Source organism: Streptomyces sp. NPDC058701, assembly GCF_042715295.1.
In the GTDB taxonomy this organism is placed as follows: Bacteria; Actinomycetota; Actinomycetes; order Streptomycetales; family Streptomycetaceae; genus Streptomyces.
The window spans coordinates 17,413-38,326 of record NZ_JBHXSY010000029.1 but is presented as its reverse complement, the minus strand read 5'-3'; the positions used below and the strand labels follow the sequence as shown (position 1 = coordinate 38,326).

The following is a 20,914-nucleotide window of genomic DNA, read 5'->3' as shown; positions in this document are numbered from 1 at the left end:
GTAGAGGCACGGGAGGAGGGACACCGGGGATGAACACGAAGGACTTCGTCGAGAAGGACTACTACAAGGTCCTCGGTGTCCCGAAGGACGCCACCGAGGCCGAGATCAAGAAGGCGTACCGCAAGCTCGCCCGCGAGTTCCACCCGGACGCCAACAAGGGCGACGCCTCGGCCGAGGGGCGCTTCAAGGAGATCTCCGAGGCGAACGACGTCCTCGGCGACCCGAAGAAGCGCAAGGAGTACGACGAGGCCCGCGCCCTGTTCGGCAACGGCGCCCTCTTCGACCGTGGCGGCCGCCCGGGTCCGGGCGGGGGCGGTTCGTTCAACTTCGACCTCGGCGACCTCTTCGGCGGGCAGCAGCCGCAGCCGGGCGGTCCGGGCGGCGGCTTCGGCGGCGGTCTGGGCGATGTCTTCGGCGGTCTGTTCAACCGCGGCGGCGCCGGCGCCGGTGCGGGCACCCGTACCCAGCCGCGCCGGGGCCAGGACATCGAGTCGGAGGTCACCCTCTCCTTCACGGAGGCGGTGGACGGGGCCACGGTCCCGCTCCGGATGTCCTCGCAGGCGCCCTGCAAGGCCTGTTCGGGCACCGGCGACAAGAACGGCACCCCCCGGGTGTGCCCGACCTGCGTCGGCACCGGCCAGGTCTCGCGGGGCAGCGGCGGCGGCTTCTCCCTGACCGACCCCTGCGCGGACTGCAAGGGCCGCGGCCTGATCGCGGAACACCCGTGCGACATCTGCAAGGGCAGCGGGCGCGCCCGCAGCTCCCGCACCATGCAGGTGCGGATCCCGGCGGGCGTCTCCGACGGCCAGCGGATCCGGCTGCGGGGCAAGGGCGCGCCGGGCGAGCGCGGCGGTCCCGGCGGCGATCTCTACGTCGTCGTGCACGTCGACGCGCACCCGGTGTTCGGCCGCAGGGACGACAACCTGACGGTGACCGTCCCGGTGACCTTCGCCGAGGCGGCCCTGGGCGCCGACATCAAGGTCCCGACCTTGAACGGTCCCTCGGTGACGCTGAAGCTCCCGCCGGGTACGCCGGGCGGCCGCACCATGCGGGCACGCGGCAAGGGGGCGGTCCGCAAGGACGGCACCCGCGGCGACCTGCTGGTGACGGTCGAGGTGGCCGTCCCCGCGGAGCTGTCGGACGAGGCGCGCGAGGCACTGGAGAAGTACCGCGAGGCGACCGGGTCGGAGGACCCGCGCTCCGCGCTGTTCGAGTCCGCGAAGGGAGCATGACATGGACGGCCGTCGCAGGAATCCCTATCAACTGACCGACGAGACCCCGGTCTACGTGATCTCGGTGGCCGCCCAGCTCTCGGGTCTGCATCCGCAGACCCTGCGGCAGTACGACCGGCTCGGCCTGGTCTCCCCGGACCGCACGGCGGGCCGCGGCCGGCGCTATTCGGCCCGGGACATCGAACTGCTCCGCACGGTGCAGGCGCTGTCCCAGGACGAGGGCATCAACCTGGCGGGCATCAAGCGGATCATCGAGCTGGAGAACCAGGTCACCGCCCTCCAGCAGCGCGTGGCCGAACTCGCCACCGCGGTGGACGGCGCGGCCGCCGCGCTGCAGGCCCGCGAGGCCCAGGTGCACGCCTCGTACCGGCGCGACCTGGTCCCGTACCAGGCTCCGCAGTCGGGCAGCGCCCTGGTGGTCTGGCGCCCGACGCCGAAGCGCCCGCTGGACTGACGTCCGCCGCACGTACGAAGGCCCCGCCCGGAACGCTCCGGGCGGGGCCGTCGTGCGTGCCGGTACGGGCCGCGGCGGCCCTTGCCGCACGCGTCACAGCGGGGGCCGGCCGGCGGGGCCCGAGACGCGGCCGAGGATGCCCGACTGGGCGATCAGGTAGCCCAGCTGGGCGCGACTGCCGCTGCCGAGGGCGGTGGCCAGTTTGGCGATGTGCGCGCGGCAGGTGCGGACGTTCATGCCGAGGCGGCGGGCGATGGCCTCGTCCACGTGTCCCTCGACGAGGAGCTGGGCGATGGAGCGCTGCACGCCGGAGATCCCCGAGGGCGTCGGGTCGTACGGGATCTGCTCGTTGAGGGGGGTGGCCCGCCGCCACAGCTGCTCGAAGACGCGGACCAGGTAGCGCACGAGGGCCGGGTGGCGCAGTTCCAGGGCGATCTGCTGGTCGTCGCTGGCCGGTATGAAAGCGACCGATTCGTCGCAGATGATCAACCGCTCGACCAGCTCTTCGAGTGTCCGGATCTCGACCTTGCCGCTGGCCATCCGGTCGACGTAGGCCATGGTGCCCCGGCTGTGCCGGACGGTGTGCTGGTACAGGGTGCGCATGCTCACGCCGCGCCGGATCAGCGGCTGGTCGCGCTCGATCGCCTGGTTGAGTATGTTCTCGGAACGCCCGCCGCCCGGCTGGATGGTGAGCATCTCCGCCTGGCACTCGGCGGTGGCGACGTTGAGCGCCGCGTTGATCCTGTTGAATCCCTCCAGCACGGTGATCGCGTGCGTCGGCGCCGGCGTGAGCGCGCTGATGGCCATGAATGGCTCAAACGCTTCGGTGAGCTCGATGGAGGAGCGCCTGCGGTGCAGGATCTCCCGTTCCAGCGGGTGGAGGCGTTGTGCCAATGCGACCGACGGTGGAACCGGGCGGAGCCAGTTGTCGTCGTCCGGATCAGGGTGCAGCAGCGCGAATTCCAGCAGGCAGGGCACCTGCTCGACCTCCTCGCGGGCGATTCGGCCGGAGCTGAGCGCGCTCGCGTACAGCTCTGCCCCCACGTCGCACAGGTCCGTCACCGCATGGGGATGTGTCTGGTTCATGCGCATAATCGGCAAATCTCCCACCCCCAGGGTCCTGCATGTACAGGAACATGATGCATCGCCACGGTGGCAATGGCGTGGCTCGATCAGTCATCGTCTGAGATGCGGGGGAGAGGAATCCATCAAGTGAGGACAACGTCGACCATGTACAAGAAATTGCTTCGCTCGGTGGCTGCCATTGCTCTCTCTACGGCTGCTGCTGTCGGTGGAATCTCGCTCGCGGACAGCGGCTGGGGCAGCGCGCCCGCCGACAGCGGCTGGGGGGCCGGTGTCACCAGTGATGACAGCGGCTGGGGAACACCCGGCAAGAGCGACAGCGGCTGGGGAAGCGTCCGGGCCGACAGCGGTTGGGGACCGTCGTCGCCCAAGGACGACAGCGGCTGGGGCAGCGCGCCGACCGGCGCGCAGTCCGACAGCGGCTGGGGTGTGGGTGGGAAGTCGTCGGACGCATGACCCCCGACGACCGCGGGTTCCGCCGCGAAATGGCCTCTGCCTACCGTTCCGGATGGCAGTTCATCGACCTCGCCACCGCGATCCCGTACTCCGGGGACTCGCTGATGGTCACCCTGTTCGGTCAGCCGATCGTCGTCGTGCGCGAGGAGGACGAGGACGTACGTGCCTACCGTTGCCTGCGCCGCCCGAGGGGCGCGCCGCAGCCGGTCCGCTGCGAGGTGCGCTACGGAATGGTCTTCGTCAATCTTGATCAGCGCGATCACCAGCTCTTCGAACCCGACATCACCACCGCCACCCCCCGCAGTGCCTGAAGCGATTCCCCCGTCGTTGCAGATCGCTCAGGCGCTACCCCCACACAACGGCGCCATCGTGGACCTGACCACGATGGCGCCGTTGTGATGTCCGCGTCCAGTGCTCGACCGGACAAGTTGAACGTTGTGCGGCTCAGGCCCGTCCCATGGCCCGGTCCAGGGTGATCTCGACGACCACGCGGTCCGGATTGGGCGAGGGGACCCGCCCGTAGCGCACCGCGTAGCGCGCCACCGCGTCGGCGACCGACGCCTCGTCCGTACGGACCAGTGCGCGCCCCTCCAGGGTGGCCCAGCGGCGCCCCTCCATCTGGCAGACCGCCACCCTCGCCCCGCCCGGTTCCGCGGCGGTGGCCACCAGGATGTTGCGGACCTTCCTGCTGTGCCGGTTGCTGATCACCCGGGCCAGGCCGGCCTCCGGGTCGTACGTCACGCCCACCGGGACCACGTGGGGGGATCCGTCGGGGCGGTGGGTGGTCAGCGTGCAGACGTGCCGTTCCCGCCAGAAGGCGAGGTACTCGGGCGTCGGGTTGAGTACGTCGTGGGACATGGCCCGAGGGTACGTTCCCGCACTGCCGCGGCCGCGGTGGGCCCGGCGTCGCGGAGGTCCGGGGGCCGGCCGAAGGAGTGCCCGGAGGCGTACCGTTCTTCGCCTTGAGTGGAATAGACTCAACTTTGCATACGCTGACTCTGTCAGAGTGAGTGGGTTACCCCTTGGGGGAGAGGAGAGGACGCAGTGGAAGCCGAGCTGACCAACAAGAGCCGTGACGCGCTGAACGCGGCCACCGGCCGGGCCGTCAAGGACGGCCACGCCGACCTGACCCCGGCGCACCTGCTGCTGGCCCTGCTCGCCGGCGAGGACAACGAGAACGTCATCGACCTGCTCGTGGCCACCGACGCCGACCAGGTGGCCGTACGGGCCGAGGCCGAGCGGCTGCTCGCCGCCCTGCCCAGCGTCACCGGCTCCACGGTCGCCCCGCCGCAGCCCACCCGCGAGCTGCTCGCCGTACTGGCCGAGGCCGACGCGCGGGCCGGGAAGCTTGGCGACGAGTACCTCTCCACCGAACACCTCCTCATCGGCACGGCCGCCAAGGGCGGCGCCGCCGGTGAGGCACTTTCCAGCCAGGGCGCGAGCGCGGAGAAGCTGCTGGCGGCCTTCGAGAACGCACGAGGAGGACGGCGGGTGACCACCCCCGATCCCGAGGGTCAGTACAAGGCCCTGGAGAAGTTCGGCACCGACTTCACGGCGGCCGCGCGCGAGGGCAAGCTCGACCCGGTCATCGGCCGGGACCAGGAGATCCGACGCGTCGTCCAGGTGCTCTCGCGCCGTACGAAGAACAACCCGGTGCTCATCGGCGAGCCCGGCGTCGGCAAGACGGCCGTCGTCGAGGGCCTGGCCCAGCGCATCGTCAAGGGCGACGTCCCGGAGTCGCTGAAGAACAAGCGGCTGGTCTCCCTCGACCTCGGCGCGATGGTCGCGGGCGCCAAGTACCGCGGCGAGTTCGAGGAGCGGCTCAAGACCGTCCTCGCCGAGATCAAGTCGAGCGACGGCCAGATCATCACCTTCATCGACGAGCTGCACACCGTCGTCGGCGCGGGCGCCGGCGGGGACTCCGCCATGGACGCGGGCAACATGCTCAAGCCCATGCTGGCCCGCGGCGAGCTGCGCATGGTCGGCGCGACCACCCTCGACGAGTACCGCGAGCGGATCGAGAAGGACCCGGCGCTGGAGCGGCGCTTCCAGCAGGTGCTGGTCGCCGAGCCGTCCGTCGAGGACACCATCGCCATCCTGCGCGGGCTCAAGGGCCGCTATGAGGCCCACCACAAGGTCGTCATCAACGACAGCGCCCTGGTCGCGGCCGCCACCCTGTCCGACCGGTACATCACCTCCCGCTTCCTGCCCGACAAGGCCATCGACCTCGTCGACGAGGCCGCTTCCCGGCTGCGCATGGAGATCGACTCCTCGCCGCTGGAGATCGACGAGCTCCAGCGCTCCGTGGACCGCCTGCGGATGGAGGAGCTGGCGCTGAAGAACGAGTCCGACCCCGCCTCCCGCGAGCGCCTGGAGCGGCTCCGCAAGGACCTGGCGGACAAGGAGGAGGACCTGCGCGGCCTGACCGCCCGCTGGGAGAAGGAGAAGCAGTCCCTCAACCTGGTCGGCGAGCTCAAGGAGCGCTTGGACGACCTGCGCGGCCAGGCCGAGCGCGCCCAGCGCGACGGCGACTTCGACTCCGCCTCCAAGCTGCTCTACGGCGAGATCCCCGGCCTGGAGCGCGAGCTGGCAGAGGCCACCGAGGAGGAGGCCGAGGCGTCCAAGACCGGCACCGCCAAGGACAGCATGGTCAAGGACGAGGTGGGGCCCGACGACATCGCCGACGTGGTCGGTGCCTGGACCGGCATCCCGGCCGGCCGCCTGCTGGAGGGCGAGACGCAGAAGCTGCTCCGCATGGAGGACGGACTGGGCCGCCGCCTGATCGGCCAGGGCGAGGCCGTACGGGCCGTCTCCGACGCCGTGCGCCGCACCCGGGCCGGGATCGCCGACCCCGACCGCCCGACCGGCTCGTTCCTCTTCCTGGGACCGACCGGCGTGGGCAAGACGGAGCTGGCCAAGGCGCTCGCGGACTTCCTCTTCGACGACGAGCGGGCCATGATCCGCATCGACATGTCGGAGTACGGCGAGAAGCACAGCGTGGCCCGCCTCGTCGGTGCCCCGCCCGGCTACGTCGGCTACGAGGAGGGCGGCCAGCTCACCGAGGCCGTCCGCCGCCGCCCGTACAGCGTGGTGCTGCTGGACGAGGTCGAGAAGGCCCACCCGGAGGTCTTCGACGTCCTGCTCCAGGTCCTGGACGACGGCCGCCTCACGGACGGCCAGGGCCGGACCGTGGACTTCCGCAACACCATCCTGATCCTGACCTCCAACCTGGGCAGCCAGTTCCTGATGGACCCGGTCACCCCGGTGGAGCAGAAGAAGGAACAGGTCCTGACGGTGGTCCGGAGCTCCTTCAAGCCGGAGTTCCTCAACCGCCTCGACGACCTGGTGGTCTTCTCCGCGCTCAGCGGCGACGAGCTGGCGCACATCGCCCGGCTGCAGATCGGCCGCCTGGCCAAGCGGCTCGCCGACCGGCGCCTCACCCTCGACGTCTCGCCCGAGGCCTTGGCCTGGCTGGCCGAGAAGGGCAACGACCCGGCGTACGGGGCGCGGCCGCTGCGCCGTCTGATCCAGACGGCGATCGGCGACCGCCTCGCGAAGGAGATCCTCTCCGGCGAGGTCCGCGACGGCGACACCGTACGGGTCGACGTGGCCGGCGAGGGCCTGCTGGTGGGCAAGGTCCTCTGAGGCCCGCTCCCGCCCCCGGGGTTCCCGTGTCCGCCCGGAGCGGATCGGGGGCCCGGGGGTGGACACGGAGTGGGCGCGATGGGGGAGGATGCAGGTATCCGCACGAAGGGAAAATCACGGTGAGCATCGACCCGGCCTCGATTCCGAACTTCGGAGGGCAGCAGCCCGATCCGCAGGCCACAGGACCGGCGGGCCCCGTCGTCCCCGACCAGGATCTCGTCAAGCAGCTGCTGGAACAGATGGAGCTCAAGTACGTCGTCGACGACGAGGGCGACCTCGCGGCGCCGTGGGAGGAGTTCCGCACGTACTTCATGTTCCGCGGCGAGGACGAGCAGCAGGTCTTCTCCGTGCGGACCTTCTACGACCGCCCGCACAAGATCGACGAGAAGCCGCAGCTGCTCGAGTCGATCGACGACTGGAACCGCCGCACCCTGTGGCCGAAGGTCTACAGCCACACCCACGACGACGGCTCCGTCCGTCTGATCGGTGAGGCGCAGATGCTGATCGGCACCGGCGTGAGCCTGGAGCACTTCGTGTCCTCCACGGTCAGCTGGGTCCGCGCGTCCATCGAGTTCGACAAGTGGCTCGTCGAGCAGCTCGGCCTGGAGAAGGACGTCGACTCCGCCGAGGGCGACGAGGGCGACGAGGGCAAGAACGGCGACGCCGGCAGCTAGCCGTCGCCCGTCACAGCGGTATGCGCGCGACGAGCAGCAGGTACAGCCCGTAGCCGTAGGAGAGCCCGGCCAGCCCCGCGGTCACCAGGACCGAGGTGCGCGGCCGGGCTCTCGCCATCGCGGCGGCCACCGGCAGCAGCAGCGGGAACGCCGGGAGCAGGAAGCGGGGCTTCGACTCGAAGAAGCCGGCCCCGCCGAAGGCCATCAGCAGCAGCACCCCCGTGTACGCGAGCAGCGGCAGCGGGACGCGGTCCAGCAGCAGGAGCACCGCCAGCAGGCCCGCCGCGGCCAGCAGCACCACGGTCACGGTGGTCGCGAGCGGCACGTGCCCGCCGGTCAGCACCCGCTCCGCGGACCGCAGCGCCCCGGCGCCGAAGTCGAAGCGCGAGCCCCAGTGCCGCTGCACCGCGAAGTAGCCGCCGAGCGGGTCGCCCCTGCGGGCCCCGACGGCGAGGACGTACGCCGCCCAGCCCGCGGGCGCCAGCAGCGCGGCCGCCCACACCGCGGGCGCACGGGACCCGCGTACGGCGACCGCGTACAGCGCGGCGGCGCACACGGCGGCCGCGACGGCCAGCCCCGTGGGCCGGGTCAGCCCGGCCAGTGCGGCGAGGCCCGCGGCCCACAGCCAGCGGTCGCGCAGGAGGGCGTACAGCGCCCATGCGGCGAGCGCCGCGAGCAGGGCCTCGGTGTAGGCGAGGGTCAGCACCACGGCGTGCGGGAGGGCCGCCCACAGCCCCACGAGGAGCAGCCCGGCGCGGGCACCGAGGAGACGCTCGCCGACCCGGTAGACCCCGACGGCGGCCGCGGCGGCGGCGACCCAGGCGACGAGGAGCCCGGCGGTCGCGGGCCCGCCGGGCAGGACGCCCGAGACGAGCCGGATCAGCGCCGGGTAGAGCGGGAAGAAGGCGGTGTCGCTCTGGACGGGCCCGGTGCCGGTGACGGTGTCGGGCCACATCAGGGTGCGGCCGTAGCCGCGGGCGGCTATTGCGAGGTACCAGCCGGAGTCCCAGGACCTGCCGAGCACCGCGAGCGGGTCGCGCCCGGCCCACCAGGAGCCGAGGGCGACCACGAGCACCCCGGCCCCGCGGACGGCGGCGAACACCCCGAGCGCGAGCACGGACGCCGGGGCGGCGGCCCGGACGGCGCGCAGCGCGCGGATCTCCAACGGAGACGCGGACACCGCGGCTCGGCCCGTTGCCATGTGTCCCGACTTTCCGGCTCGTCGTGCGTACGCTCATCCGATGATGAGAGCTTCGGGCACCTTCAAGGTCGTCAGCTTCACACCGGCCTCGCTCACGCCGCAACCACCCGTGGAAACCGGCCTCCCGGTGGGCGTGGCCACGATGGAGAAGCGCTACCGGGGGGACACCCTGGAGGGCCGCTCGGCGACGGTCTTCACGGCCGCGTTCGACCAGGAGGCGGGAGTCGGCAGCTACGTCGCGATGGAGTCCTTCGAGGGCTCCCTCGACGGCCGCGAGGGCGCCTTCAACTTCGTCCACTCGGCGGCGACCGACGGCGGCCCGGCCCGGGCGGCCGAGCATTTCGCCATCGTCCCGGGCAGCGGCACGGGCGCCCTCGCGGGCATCACGGGCGGCGGCGGTCTGCGCGTCGAGGCGGACGGCACGCACCGCATCTGGTTCGACTTCGCCCTCCCGCTGGCGCCCACCCCCTGAAACCGGCGCGGACCGCTGCGCCCGCGCCGCGGGAGTCCCCGCGCCGCCGCTGCGCCCGCGCCGCTCAGAGCCGACGCAGGCGCGCGCCGCCTCCCGGAGCACCTCGGTCCGCTTGCAGAAGGGCGATCGTGTCAGCGTCCCACCCCTGAACGGGTGGAACGTGGTCTTCGGGACGACGGAGGCGTTGACGGGGTGGGAGGAGCTGTGCCGCGCGGCGCTGTCCAGTGCCCACTGCTGCCTTGAGGCGCTGCGTACCGACCCGCTGTCGCGTGACAACTGGAACCGTCAGCACCAGCTACGCGGGAGGCCCGCCACCAAGGAGTGGAAGGGATCCGCTACTACGCGTCCACGAGGCACCCCAGGGACACCGAGTAACTCGTAGTTCCCGTGCGGCACGGGCTCCGGCTGAAAGGCCGGGCCCCATGCCCGCACGTCCATCTGGCTGGCTCTCAGCGAGCCAGCCGACCGAGGCGGTCCACCGCCTCCTCCAAGACATCCGTCCGCTTGCAGAAGGCCCAGCGGACCTGGGTGCGGCCGGCCTGCCGGTCGTCGTAGAAGACCTGGTTGGGGATGGCGACGAGCCCGCAGCGCTCGGGCAGGGCGCGGCAGAACGCCAGGCCGTCCTTCTCGCCGAGGGGGGTGATGTCGGTGGTGATGAAGTACGTCCCCTGCGGGCGGAAGACCTCGAACCCAGCCGCGCTCAGGCCGTTGGCGAGGATGTCCCGCTTGGCGGCCAGGTCGGCACGGAACCCGTCGTAGTACGCGTCCGGCAGGGCGAGGGCCTCGGCGATGGCGTACTGGAAGGGGCCCGACGCGACGTACGTGAGGAACTGCTTCGCCGAGCGGACCGCCGCGACCAGCTCCGGCGCGGCCGTGACCCAGCCGACCTTCCAGCCGGTGAACGAGAACGTCTTGCCCGCGGAGGAGAGGGAGACGGTGCGCCCGCGCATGCCGGGAAGGCCCGCCAGCGGGACGTGGGCGCCCTCGAAGACCAGGTGCTCGTACACCTCGTCGGTGACGACCAGGAGGTCGCGTTCGACGGCCAGTTCGGCGACCGCCGCCAGTTCGGCGGGGGTGAGGACCGTGCCCGTCGGATTGTGCGGGGTGTTGAGCAGGATCAGGCGGGTGCGCGGAGTCACGGCCGCGCGCAGCTCGTCCAGATCCAGTGTGAAGGCTCCCGCGTGGGGGCGCAGGGTGACGGGGACGCGCGTCGCGCCGGCCATCGCGATGCAGGCGGCGTACGAGTCGTAGTACGGCTCCAGGGCGATGACCTCGTCGCCCGGTTCGAGGAGGGCCAGGAGGGTGGCGGCGATGGCCTCGGTGGCGCCCGCCGTGACCAGGACCTCGCTGTCGGGGTCGTAGTCGAGCCCGTAGAAGCGCTGTTGGTGGGCGGCGATCGCGGTGCGCAGCTCGGGGACGCCGGGGCCGGGCGGGTACTGGTTGCCGAGGCCGGTGAGGACCGCGCGGGAGGCCGCCTCGGCGATCTGCGCGGGGCCGTCGGTGTCGGGGAAGCCCTGGCCGAGGTTGATCGACCCGGTGCGGGCGGCGAGCGCCGACATCTCCGCGAAGATCGTGGTCCCGAAGGCCGCCAGGCGGCGGTTCAGGAAGGGGCGGTTGCTGCTCACGGGTGCGGTCATGGGCGCCATCCTGAGGGCAACCTCTGGACTTGCTCAAGTGCGCTTTGGGGCGCGGGGCCGATGGGAATCCCCCTGTCACGCGGGACGCGGGGATCCCGTTCCCCCGGGAAGACCGGGGCGTGAGAGAGGGGCGGGCATCATGTTCGTCTTCGGAATGATCTTTCTTGTCATCGTCATCGTCATCGTCGTCGCCGTGACCCTGGCGATCCGGGCCGTCAACCGCGCCGTCACCTCCGCCTCCGGAGGGGGCTCCGGCAGCGGGGGGAGCAGCGGCGGCAGCTGGTGGGCGGGGAGCGGCTCGTCCCACTCGTGCGCGAGCGGATCGTCCTCGTGCGGGTCCTCGTCGTCCTGCGGAGGATCGTCCTCCTCGTGCGGCGGCGGGGGATGCGGTTCCAGCTGAGGCGGGGCGGCGGAGATCGCGCGGGCGCGGGCGTCCGGGGCGTTCTCGTCCACCCGGGCGCCCTTCCGCTCGTCCCGCACGGCGACGCGCGGGACGCAACTCGTTGAACACGTGAACTGTGGAGCCCCCGGGGGGATGTAAACCCCTTCAAGTTGGGTAAAACCGCTGTGAGTGCCGTGCCTTTCATGATTCCCTCGGTTGAGTAGCCCAGTCCTCGGACCTCCCTGGACTTCCTGTGGACCCGTGCCGGTGTCCCCCCACCCGTTGACTACCGCTGGCGGGCCCCGGCCCCTCTCCCCTCGCGCGTTTGCGGAGCCGACTCATGCTCACGACCCTCCAGACCTCATACACCGACACGCGTGCCGCCGACCTCGCCTGGGCCCTGGGTCGGGACCGGCTGCCCGCCCTGGCCGTACTGAACCTCGAACTGGATGGCGCAAAGGTTGAGTTGCGCCTGCTGGGGGCCTCCCATCAGGTGCTTCTGGAGGAGGGCGAGGTGCTCTGCTCGGAGACGGTCGCCTGCATGCCGGGCAGCAGCACGCCGCTGCCGCTCGGCGTGGCCAAACGGGTGGGCGACTGGGAGTACGAGTTCGCCGCGCGCGTCGAGACCCTGTCCCAGGGGTCCTTCGCGGGGCGGGCGCAGGAGCTGCTCGCGCTGGTCGCCGACCACCCGAACGGGCTAGCGGGCACCTTCCCGGGCAGTCCGCACGCCTTCACGGCCCTGCTCGCGCAGCGCCACCAAGGGCAGGTGCGGTGGCGGACCTGGCACGCCTACCCCCAGGAGGGCCAGCTGGTGGCCACCCGGACCCGGGTCGGCGTACGGATGGGTGCGGCGGCTGCGGCGGCTGCGGCGGCCGCCGCCGCACTGGAGAGCCCGCTCCCGCGGTAGCGAGGCGGGCTGCCGCCGCACCGCGGCGGTCCGGCGCGGTCCGCTGCCGTGCGCCGTGCGCGGGCTGCGGCGGTCCGGCGCTCGTGGGGCGCGGGCGGTGCGGCACGGTTACGCCAACTGGTCTATTCGGTACGCCACTTACACCCATGTGGGTGACAGGATGCGGGTGGGCCGTACCGTACGGTTCGCTTCATGATCGACCGTTCCGTCCCGCGCCGGGTGCTCCCGGCCCCGGAGCCGCGGGGCGCGGCGACCGTCCAGGCAGCCCTGCCGGTGGGGCCCCGGACCGGCCGGCTCCTCGTCCTGGCCACGGTGTTCGTCTGCGCCGCCTGCGGGCTCGTGTACGAACTGGAGCTGCTCGCCCTGGGGACCTACCTCATCGGCGACTCCGTCACCCAGGCCTCGGTCGTCCTGTCCGTGATGGTGTTCGCGATGGGCGTCGGCTCCCTGCTCGCCAAGCGGTTCCGCCACCGGCCCGCGTTCGGATTCGGGGCCATCGAGGCCGCGCTCGCGCTCCTCGGCGGGCTCTCCGCCATGGCGCTGTACGCGAGCTTCGCCTGGCTGGGAGAGTCCCGGCCCGCCCTCGTCGCCTTCTCCTTCGCCATCGGGGTGCTCATCGGCGCGGAGATCCCGCTGCTGATGGTCCTGATCCAGCGCATTCGCAGACAGGACGCGGGCGGCGCCGTCGCCGACCTCTTCGCCGCCGACTACGTCGGGGCCCTGGTCGGCGGCCTCGCCTTCCCGTTCCTGCTGCTGCCGCTGTTCGGCCAGCTCACCGGCGCCCTGCTCACCGGCACCGTGAACGTGGTCGCGGGCGGCGGGCTCGTGCTGTGGCTGTTCCGCCGAGACCTGAGCCGGCGCTCCCGCTGGATCCTGATCGCGGTGAACGCGACCGTCCTGGCCGTCCTCGGCTGCGCGACCGTCCTCGCCGACGACTTCGAGCGGGTGGCCCGGCGGGCCGTGTACGGCGCGGAGGTCCGCGTCGCCGTCCAGACCGGGGTGCAGGAACTCGTGCTCACCGGGCCGCCGACCGGCTCGCCGCGCTCCCTCGACCTGTACCTCGACGGGCGGCTGGGGGTCAGCGGCTACGACGAGTACCGCTATCACGAGGCGCTCGTCCACCCCGCGATGACCGGCCCGCACGGCCGGGTCCTGGTGCTCGGCGGAGGCGACGGTCTGGCCGCCCGCGAGGTGCTGCGCTACCCCGACGTCGACTCCGTCACCGTCGTCGAGCTCGACCCCGGCGTGGTCAGCCTCGCCCGCACCGATCCGATGCTCTCCGCGCTCAACGCCGGGGTCTACGGGGACCCGCGCCTCGGCGTCGTGCACCAGGACGCCTTCGGCTGGCTGCGGCAGCAGGCCGCCCGGGACGGGTTCGACGTCATCGTCTCCGACCTCCCCGACCCGGGGATCACCCCCAGCACGAAGCTGTACTCGCAGGAGTTCTACGGGCTGGCCGCGCGGGCCCTGCGCCCCGGCGGGCGGCTCGCCGTGCACGCCGGGCCGATGGCCGCGCGGCCGCGCTCGTACTGGACCGTCGAGTCCACCCTGCGCGCGGCCGGTCTGCGGACCGCCCCGTACAGCGCGGGCGGGCGCCTGTCCGGCTCCGCCGCGGGACCCGACCGCACCCCGCGGATCCTGGGCACCGCACCGCCGCAGGACTGGGGCTTCGTCCTCGCCGCCCGCGAGCAGGTGCCCGCACTGCGCGTGGACCGCGACACGCCGGGCCTGCGCTCGCTGTCGACGCGCTCCCTCCAGGACGCCGCGCGCGACACGGAGCGGACCCGGGTGCCCGGACTGCCGCCGTCGACGCTGCCGCACCCGCGGTATTCGTGACCGGGCCGGGTCTCGTCGGTAGGCTCGGCCGCATGGAGCATCAGGTGTTCGTTCCGGTACCGCCCGACGACCTCCGTGCCGTACTGCGCGATCCCGTCCGGGTCGCCCGGTGCGTACCGGGACTCCAGCAGGACGCCGACGCCGCGTCGGGGCCGCTCTCGGGCCGCCTCAGGGTCCGGGTCGGCGGGCACACCGTGACCTACCGCGGCGCCCTGGTCGTCACCGAGCGGACCCCCGGCCGCTTCACCGCGGACGGCGAGGGCACCGAGGTCCGCGGCCACGGCACCGTCACGGTCGGGGTGGAGCTGCGGCTGGCCCCGGCGGACGGCGGGACCCGGCTGGAGTTCAGCGTCGGGGGCACCGCCGGCGGGCGCGCGGCCGCGTTCACCCCCGAGGCCACCGCCACCGCCGTGCGGCGGCTGCTGGACCGGACCGCCGAGCAGCTGGCCGCGGTCGCGGCCGAGCCGGCGGACGGGGCGGGGCCGGCCGGCGAGGCCGGGCCTGACGCCCGTCGCGGGCCTGCCGATGGTCCCGGGCCGGTACGGGCCGCCGACGACGCCGATCCCGTCGCCGAGGGGGAGGCGGAGGCCGGCGAGGACGCCGCCGAGACCGGTGAGGAGGTCACCGAGGTGACGGCGTCCGTGTTCGAGACCGAGGTGCCGACGCCGTCCCCGGACCCCTTCCTGGCCGGCGGTCCGGCCGAGCTGGACGGGGCCCCGCGACCCCCGGCCGAGGCCGCCCACGCCCGCCGGACCATGATCGGCCGCAGTGCCGAGGAAGTGGACCACGCGCCGCCGCGGGGCCGCTACGCCCCCGTTCCCGCCCCCACCGCCAACACGGCCGGTGAGAGCCTGCGCTGGCTCGCCCCGGCCGCCGCGCTGGCCGTGGCGTCGGCGGTCGTGCTCGGCCGGGCGCTGCGCCGCCGACGCTGACGACCGGCCCGCACTAGGGTCGGCGGCATGAGTACGCAACTGAGCGCCGGTGGCGCCGAGGTGACCGTCGACCAGGAGAACGGCTGCCGGATCAGCAGCCTGCGCATCGACGGGACGGAACTGCTGCGCCAGGGCCCGCACTACGGTGCCTTCCCGATGGTCCCGTGGTGCGGGCGGACCGAGAACGGCCGCTTCCAGGACGGGGCGACCGTCCACCAGCTCCCGGTCAACCACCCCCCGCACGCCATCCACGGCTTCGGCCGCGACGCCGCCTGGAGCCGGGCCCGCTCCGGTCCCGCGGACGCCGTGTTCACGTACGACCTCGCCGACCCGTGGCCCTACCCCGGCCGCGTCACCCAGATCGTCGAGCTGTCCGAGAGCGCGATGACCCTCACCCTGGGCATCGAGACGTACGGGGACTCCTTCCCGGCGCAGGCGGGCTGGCACCCCTGGTTCCACCGCAACCTCGGCACCGGCAAGGACGTGAGCGTCGACTTCACCGCCGGATGGCAGGAGGAGCGGGGCGAGGACCACCTCCCCACGGGCAACCGCATCGACCCGCTGCCCGGACCGTGGGACGACTGCTTCGGGATGCCGGACGGGGTCGACGTCACCCTCACCTGGCCCGGCGCGCTGGAGCTGAGGGTCACCAGCCGCACCGAGTGGGTGGTCGTCTACGACGAGGAGCCCGAGGCCGTCTGCGTGGAGCCGCAGTCCGGTCCGCCGAACGGGCTGAACAGCCTGCCCCGCCTGGTCACCCCGGTGGACCCGCTGGAAATCTCCACCACGTGGGCCTGGCGGCGGCTCGGCTAGAGCCGAACGGGGCCGTCTAAGCTCAGGGCCATGACTGACGTACACGATGCGCTTCTGCAGCAGATCAAGGACAAGGCCGTCGTGCACGGCAAGGTGACCCTCTCCTCCGGCCGGGAGGCCGACTACTACATCGACCTCCGCCGGATCACCCTCGACGGCGAGGCGGCCCCCCTGGTCGGTCAGGTCATGCTCGACCTGACCGCCGAGCTCGACTTCGACTGCGTCGGCGGCCTGACCCTGGGCGCCGACCCGGTCGCGACCTCGATGCTGCACGCCTCCGCCGCGCGCGGCGAGCGCCTGGACGCCTTCGTCGTCCGCAAGGCGCAGAAGGCCCACGGCATGCAGCGCCGCATCGAGGGCACCGACGTGAAGGGCAAGCGCTGCCTGGTCGTCGAGGACACCTCGACGACCGGCGGGTCCCCGCTGACCGCCGTCGAAGCGGTCCGCGAGGCCGGCGGGGAGGTCGTCGCCGTCGCCACGATCGTCGACCGCGGCGCGGCCGACGCCATCGCGGCCGCGGGCCTGCCGTACCTCACCGGCTACCGCCTCGGTGACCTCGGCCTGTCGTAGGCCGTCGCCAGGGGGGCGTCGTCGCTGCGGCCGGGGCGCCGCGGACCGGGGCGTTCCGGCCTGCGGGGCCGCGGTCACAACTGGTGACGAAGGTCCCCGGAAGTCCCTGAGCAGGCTCTGACCTGCTGTTTTGCGAGCCGCCGGGGTGTTTCACGTGAAACACCCCGGCACGTTCTGCCCACCCGGTGAGACCGGCGGGGTGGAGTGTCGCGCGGAGTCTGGAAAGATAGGCGCGACGATGACGTCGCCCCCAGGTCAGGGCCCGCAATAAGCACACTCCCCGCACATCCAAGGAGCGGACAGATGCCCATCGCAACCCCCGAGGTCTACAACGAGATGCTCGACCGGGCGAAGGCAGGCAAGTTCGCCTACCCGGCCATCAACGTGACCTCCTCCCAGACCCTGCACGCCGCGCTGCGCGGCTTCGCGGAGGCCGAGAGCGACGGCATCATCCAGATCTCCACCGGTGGTGCGGAGTTCCTGGGTGGCCAGTACAACAAGGACATGGTCACGGGCGCCGTCGCCCTGGCCGAGTTCGCGCACATCGTGGCCGCGAAGTACGACATCACGGTCGCGCTGCACACGGACCACTGCCCCAAGGACAAGCTGGACGGCTACGTACGTCCGCTCATCGAGGTCTCCGCCGAGCGCGTGGCCCGCGGTCTGAACCCGCTCTTCCAGTCGCACATGTGGGACGGATCCGCCGAGACCCTGGCCGACAACCTGGCGATCGGCCAGGAGCTGCTCGCCAAGGCCGCCGCCGCGAAGATCATCCTTGAGGTCGAGATCACCCCGACCGGCGGCGAGGAGGACGGCGTCAGCCACGAGATCAACGACGAGCTGTACACCACCGTCGACGACGCGCTGCGCACCGCCGAGGCCCTGGGCCTGGGCGAGAAGGGCCGCTACCTGCTGGCCGCCTCCTTCGGCAACGTGCACGGTGTCTACAAGCCGGGCAACGTCGTCCTGCGTCCCGAGCTCCTCAAGGACCTCCAGGCCGGTGTCGGCGAGAAGTACGGCACGTCCTCGCCGTTCGACTTCGTCTTCCACGGCGGCTCGGGCTCCACGGCCGAGGAGATCGCCACCGCGCTGGAGAACGGCGTCGTGAAGATGAACCTCGACACCGACACCCAGTACGCCTTCACCCGCCCGGTCGTGGACCACATGTTCCGCAACTACGACGCGGTGCTGAAGGTCGACGGCGAGGTCGGCACGAAGTCCAAGTACGACCCCCGCACCTGGGGCAAGGCCGCCGAGGCGGGCATGGCCGTGCGCGTCACCGAGGCGTGCGCGAACCTGCGCTCCACGGGTACCCGGCTGAAGTAGCGCCACCGCTCCGCCGGGCAGGACACACCAAGGGTCTGCCGGTCCCCCCGGACCGGCAGACCCTTGGGTCGTTGACGGGGCCCGGCCCCCCGACGCGTGCGTCGCGCCGCACGGAACCGCCCCGCCCGCTCGTCCGCCCCGCCGGGCTCCCCCGCCCCGTGGACGGCGGTCGCGTGCGGGGCGCGGGTCGCCTCAGCGCATCGGCGGTACGGTGTCGACGGGCTCGGTGCCCACGAAGGCCTCGAAGACCTGCTCGCCGTCCTGGAGGCCCGTCACCCGGACCGACCGGGTCCCCGCGTCGCCCAGCTCGGTCGGGGCGGGCTCCGCGTGGATCCACAGGGGGCTGCCGAACTCGGCGTAGCGCTGGTAGCTGCTCATGACGGAGACGGGCAGCACGTCGCCCCCGCCGCCGAGGGTCACCGCGGCCTGCCGGGCGGCCTCCAGGAGGACCATGCCGGGCAGGTGGTCGCCGGTGTGGTCGAAGAGCACCGGGTGGCGGGTGTCGTAGCGCAGCTGCCAGACGCCCGGGCGGGGGGCGTCGGCGAGCACCACGTCGAACGGGGAGAGCCGGCCGACGGCGGCGGGCGGGAGCGGGGTCGGCGGCAGCGAGGCCACGGGCTCCTGGGCCAACTGCTCGGCGCGCAGCCGCCGGTAGACGGCGGGGGAGGTGACGGTGTAGCCGACCCGGCCGGTGGCGACGACGCGGCCGTGCTGACGGACCACCACCTCGTAGCAGAGCGCGGTGAGCCGGCTTCCGCGCAGGCGTATCTCGGGGCAGGTGACCGTCAGGTCGAGGTCGGCGGGGGCGCTGCCGATCACGAGGTTCTCGGGCACGGTGGAGTACTCCAGCGACCAGAGCAGGAACTGGTGTCCGAGGGGCACGCCGAACGCCTCGTGGGCGAGGTAGGAACCGACCTGCCGGATGGTCTCCGCGATCAGCATCGGGTCGTAGTGCGTGCCCCCGATGGGGGTGAAGAAGCAGTGCCCGCGCGGCCATTGTGCCGTGATGTGGAAGAGGTTCTCCGCGGGGCGGCACATGCCGGTGAGGAAGACCTCGGCGAAGGCCGCACGGTGGACGAGCGCTCTCGGAACCGTGGTGGCCCGCCCGTCGTCCGACCTGGTCGGGCAGATACAGCTCGCGGTCGAGGCCGAGTTGATGAAGTCCATCGGTTCCAGAGTCGTGATCATGAAGTCCCTCGTCATCATGGCCGGATACAACAAACTTCTACTGCCAGCAAAGTACGTACTTCAGGGTTTGATTAACTCTCAGATGATTACCCGAGGAACACTCGCCCGTCCGTACAGAGTGACGCAGGCCATAGCCCAATCCGGGCCCCAGGCGGCTGAATTACGAAGATTGCCCAGGTCAGACCTAGTTCATGATGTGGTCTACGCCATAGGATCCGGAGGATCCCGGGCCGTGCGGCGGAACCGGCATCCGGTATCTTTCTCAACGCGCGGCAGCCCGCGTACTGGTAGGTATTTTTCGGGGGGCCCGCCAGGTGTGCGGGCCACATCTGCCCGAAAACAGCCGGTGTCGGCCTCCCCCGCACGATCGGAGCGCCATGCAGCCCCTGCGGCACCTGCGGCTCGCCGCCCTGAACATCGACGGCGTCCTCCTCAACGACACCTTCAGCCCGGTCATCCACGGCTTCGTCACCCGGCGCGGCGGGACCTACGACGCCGAGGTGGAACGCGGGATCTTCTCCCAGCCCCGCGCGGTCGCGGCGCTGGCCATGGGCCGTGCGGCCGGGGTGGACTGGGCGCCGGAGAAGGTGCTGGAGGTCTACTTCGAGGAGCGGGCCGCCCACGTGGCCCGGCATCCGGTGCACGTGCTGCCCGGCGCCGAGGAGCTGCTGCACCGGCTGCGGTGCCTGGGGCTGCGCACCGTTTGCTACGGAGGCCTCGACAAGGAGCACTTCGACCGGTACCTCGGCCACCTCGCGCACCTCTTCGACGGGCCCGGGTACGTCAGTACGGACTCCTTCCGCCCGGGGGTGCACGAGATCGCCGTCGACGTGTTCGGCCTCGACCACGGGCAGGCACTGTTCGTGGACGACGTGGCACGGGTCGCCGAGGCGGCGCTGGGCCTCGGGGCGTCGTTCATCGGGCACCCGAGCCCCTTCGCCCACGGCTTCCAGGGGCGGCAGATGCGCGAGGCGGGCGTGCGCCACCTGGTCGGTTCGCTCGGCGCGATCGACGAGCGGCTGCTGCGGACGGTGGACGCGGAGGCCGCCGAGGCCGCGGGCGCGGCCGGCACGGTCGGCCCGGCGGGCGTCGTGGTGGATGCCGTGGGCGCCGCGGGTCGGGCCTGAACCGGGCGCCGCGCGGTGCGCGGTGCGCGGTGCGCGAGCGCCGTGATGCGGCGCGCGACGGGAACGGCGGCCGGCGCGCGCGGTCGGCGACCGCGACGGGAAGCACGGGAAGCACGGGAACAGGGCACGGGCGCAGCGCACGGGTCGAGGACGTACGGACGAAGGGACGCGGCATGCAGGGGCTGGGGCGGGAACACGGCCGGCGGCAGGGGCTGCTGGAGGGGAAGGTCGCGCTGATCACCGGGGCGAGCAGCGGCATCGGCGCCGCCGCCGCCCGGGTCTTCGCGCGGGAGGGCGCGAGCGTCGTGCTCGTCGCCCGGCGCGAGGAACTGCTGCGGGACCTCGTCGCGGAGCTGACGGAGCAGGGCGCGCGGGCGCGCTACGCGGTGGCGGACGTGACCGTGCGCGCCGACGCCGAGGCGGCCGTCGCCCTGGCGGTCGAGTCCTTCGGCCGGCTCGACTGCGCGTTCAACAACGCCGGTTGGGGGGCCGGACGGACGCCGCTGCACGAGATGGACGACGAGCTGTACGAGCGGATCATGCGGGTCAACGTGGACGGGGTGTGGAACTTCCTGCGCCCGGAGATCGCCGCGATGCTGGAGGCCGGCGGCGGGTCGATCGTCAACAACAGCAGCGTCGGGGGCCTGCTGGCCACGCCGGTGGCGGCGCCGTACGTCGCGGCCAAGCACGCGGTCATCGGCCTCACCAAGGCGGCGGCGGCCGAGTACGCGGCCCGGGGCATCCGGGTCAACGCGGTGGCGCCGGGCACCACGCGGACCGAGGTGGTCGAGGAGTGGTTCGCGGCGGTGCCCGGGATCGAGGCCCAGCTGCACGCCGGTACGCCCCAGCCGCGGACGGCGGAGCCCGCCGAGATCGCCGAGGCGGCCGCCTGGTTGTGCAGTGACAGGGCGTCGTTCGTCACAGGAGTCACGATGCCTGTGGACGGCGGCTTCGTGATGGTGTGAAACTGCACGGACAG

General features: G+C 72.4%; 21 protein-coding genes. 15 read left to right on the top strand and 6 right to left on the bottom strand.

Annotated elements, in window-relative coordinates; all coding sequences use genetic code 11:
- Nucleotides 1-29 precede the first annotated feature (29 nt).
- A complete protein-coding gene (dnaJ, locus tag ACFWW8_RS26560; RefSeq protein WP_386531963.1) occupies nt 30-1,232 on the top strand; it encodes a molecular chaperone DnaJ in 1,203 nt (400 codons plus the stop codon).
- A 1-nt stretch (nt 1,233) separates the two neighbouring features.
- Nucleotides 1,234-1,686 (top strand): heat shock protein transcriptional repressor HspR, encoded by a 453-nt coding sequence (locus tag ACFWW8_RS26555; protein WP_386531961.1) that lies wholly within the window; start codon nt 1,234-1,236, stop codon nt 1,684-1,686.
- A 93-nt stretch (nt 1,687-1,779) separates the two neighbouring features.
- Here ACFWW8_RS26555 and ACFWW8_RS26550 read toward each other — a convergent pair whose 3' ends face one another.
- Entirely contained in the window at nt 1,780-2,772 is a 993-nt protein-coding gene (locus ACFWW8_RS26550; protein ID WP_386531959.1) for a helix-turn-helix transcriptional regulator, read from the bottom strand.
- Nucleotides 2,773-2,916: 144 nt separating this feature from the next.
- On the opposite strand from ACFWW8_RS26550, the gene ACFWW8_RS26545 reads away from it, so the two are divergent.
- Nucleotides 2,917-3,225 (top strand): 5'-nucleotidase, encoded by a 309-nt coding sequence (locus ACFWW8_RS26545; protein WP_383916381.1) that lies wholly within the window; start codon nt 2,917-2,919, stop codon nt 3,223-3,225.
- Nucleotides 3,222-3,536, top strand: a complete 315-nt coding sequence (locus ACFWW8_RS26540; protein WP_351275361.1) for a (2Fe-2S)-binding protein — start codon at nt 3,222-3,224, stop codon at nt 3,534-3,536. The genes ACFWW8_RS26545 and ACFWW8_RS26540 overlap by 4 nt, the downstream gene beginning before the upstream one ends.
- A gap of 133 nt (nt 3,537-3,669) precedes the next feature.
- On the opposite strand, the gene ACFWW8_RS26535 is transcribed toward ACFWW8_RS26540, so the two are convergent.
- Nucleotides 3,670-4,083 carry a pyridoxamine 5'-phosphate oxidase family protein gene (locus ACFWW8_RS26535; RefSeq protein WP_386531957.1) on the bottom strand — a complete coding sequence of 138 codons (414 nt, stop codon included), beginning with the start codon at nt 4,081-4,083 and terminating at the stop codon, nt 3,670-3,672.
- Between the two features lie 186 nt (nt 4,084-4,269).
- On the opposite strand from ACFWW8_RS26535, the gene clpB reads away from it, so the two are divergent.
- Complete coding sequence (gene clpB / locus ACFWW8_RS26530) at nt 4,270-6,870, top strand: ATP-dependent chaperone ClpB (protein ID WP_386531955.1); 2,601 nt, start codon at nt 4,270-4,272, stop codon at nt 6,868-6,870.
- A 119-nt stretch (nt 6,871-6,989) separates the two neighbouring features.
- Nucleotides 6,990-7,544, top strand: a complete 555-nt coding sequence (locus ACFWW8_RS26525; RefSeq protein ID WP_386531953.1) for a YbjN domain-containing protein — start codon at nt 6,990-6,992, stop codon at nt 7,542-7,544.
- A 10-nt stretch (nt 7,545-7,554) separates the two neighbouring features.
- Here ACFWW8_RS26525 and ACFWW8_RS26520 read toward each other — a convergent pair whose 3' ends face one another.
- A complete protein-coding gene (locus tag ACFWW8_RS26520) occupies nt 7,555-8,745 on the bottom strand; it encodes a glycosyltransferase family 39 protein (RefSeq protein ID WP_386531952.1) in 1,191 nt (396 codons plus the stop codon).
- Nucleotides 8,746-8,788: 43 nt separating this feature from the next.
- Here ACFWW8_RS26520 and ACFWW8_RS26515 point away from each other — a divergent pair, with 43 nt between their 5' ends.
- The gene (locus ACFWW8_RS26515) at nt 8,789-9,217 is read left to right on the top strand and encodes a DUF3224 domain-containing protein (protein ID WP_386532055.1); all 429 of its coding nucleotides are present in this window, start codon (nt 8,789-8,791) and stop codon (nt 9,215-9,217) included.
- Nucleotides 9,218-9,666: 449 nt separating this feature from the next.
- On the opposite strand, the gene ACFWW8_RS26510 is transcribed toward ACFWW8_RS26515, so the two are convergent.
- Together ACFWW8_RS26510 and ACFWW8_RS26505 are read right to left on the bottom strand one after the other, a co-directional pair.
- Complete coding sequence (locus ACFWW8_RS26510) at nt 9,667-10,854, bottom strand: pyridoxal phosphate-dependent aminotransferase (RefSeq protein ID WP_386531950.1); 1,188 nt, start codon at nt 10,852-10,854, stop codon at nt 9,667-9,669.
- A 75-nt stretch (nt 10,855-10,929) separates the two neighbouring features.
- A complete protein-coding gene (locus tag ACFWW8_RS26505) occupies nt 10,930-11,307 on the bottom strand; it encodes a hypothetical protein (RefSeq protein WP_386531948.1) in 378 nt (125 codons plus the stop codon).
- A gap of 269 nt (nt 11,308-11,576) precedes the next feature.
- Between ACFWW8_RS26505 and ACFWW8_RS26500 the strand changes: the two genes are divergently transcribed.
- The 6 genes from ACFWW8_RS26500 to fbaA all read left to right on the top strand — a co-directional run bounded on the left by ACFWW8_RS26500 (nt 11,577) and on the right by fbaA (nt 17,620).
- Nucleotides 11,577-12,143, top strand: coding sequence for a DUF2617 family protein (locus ACFWW8_RS26500; RefSeq protein ID WP_386531947.1), 567 nt, complete (start codon nt 11,577-11,579; stop codon nt 12,141-12,143).
- Between the two features lie 192 nt (nt 12,144-12,335).
- Nucleotides 12,336-13,979, top strand: a complete 1,644-nt coding sequence (locus ACFWW8_RS26495) for a polyamine aminopropyltransferase (RefSeq protein WP_386531945.1) — start codon at nt 12,336-12,338, stop codon at nt 13,977-13,979.
- Between the two features lie 32 nt (nt 13,980-14,011).
- Nucleotides 14,012-14,911, top strand: a complete 900-nt coding sequence (locus ACFWW8_RS26490) for an SRPBCC domain-containing protein (RefSeq protein ID WP_386531943.1) — start codon at nt 14,012-14,014, stop codon at nt 14,909-14,911.
- 27 nt (nt 14,912-14,938) lie between these two features.
- A complete protein-coding gene (locus ACFWW8_RS26485) occupies nt 14,939-15,724 on the top strand; it encodes an aldose 1-epimerase (RefSeq protein ID WP_386531941.1) in 786 nt (261 codons plus the stop codon).
- Nucleotides 15,725-15,754: 30 nt separating this feature from the next.
- On the top strand, nt 15,755-16,294 hold the full coding sequence (gene pyrE, locus ACFWW8_RS26480; RefSeq protein WP_386531939.1) for an orotate phosphoribosyltransferase: 540 nt from the start codon (nt 15,755-15,757) through the stop codon (nt 16,292-16,294).
- Between the two features lie 303 nt (nt 16,295-16,597).
- On the top strand, nt 16,598-17,620 hold the full coding sequence (fbaA, locus tag ACFWW8_RS26475) for a class II fructose-bisphosphate aldolase (protein WP_386531937.1): 1,023 nt from the start codon (nt 16,598-16,600) through the stop codon (nt 17,618-17,620).
- A 192-nt stretch (nt 17,621-17,812) separates the two neighbouring features.
- Here the strand turns inward: fbaA and ACFWW8_RS26470 are convergent, their stop codons facing one another.
- The gene (locus ACFWW8_RS26470; RefSeq protein WP_386531935.1) at nt 17,813-18,808 is read right to left on the bottom strand and encodes a ScbA/BarX family gamma-butyrolactone biosynthesis protein; all 996 of its coding nucleotides are present in this window, start codon (nt 18,806-18,808) and stop codon (nt 17,813-17,815) included.
- Between the two features lie 377 nt (nt 18,809-19,185).
- On the opposite strand from ACFWW8_RS26470, the gene ACFWW8_RS26465 reads away from it, so the two are divergent.
- Together ACFWW8_RS26465 and ACFWW8_RS26460 are read left to right on the top strand one after the other, a co-directional pair.
- Nucleotides 19,186-19,935 (top strand): HAD family hydrolase, encoded by a 750-nt coding sequence (locus ACFWW8_RS26465; RefSeq protein WP_386531933.1) that lies wholly within the window; start codon nt 19,186-19,188, stop codon nt 19,933-19,935.
- Nucleotides 19,936-20,108: 173 nt separating this feature from the next.
- Nucleotides 20,109-20,900 (top strand): SDR family NAD(P)-dependent oxidoreductase, encoded by a 792-nt coding sequence (locus ACFWW8_RS26460; RefSeq protein WP_386531931.1) that lies wholly within the window; start codon nt 20,109-20,111, stop codon nt 20,898-20,900.
- Nucleotides 20,901-20,914 lie beyond the last annotated feature (14 nt).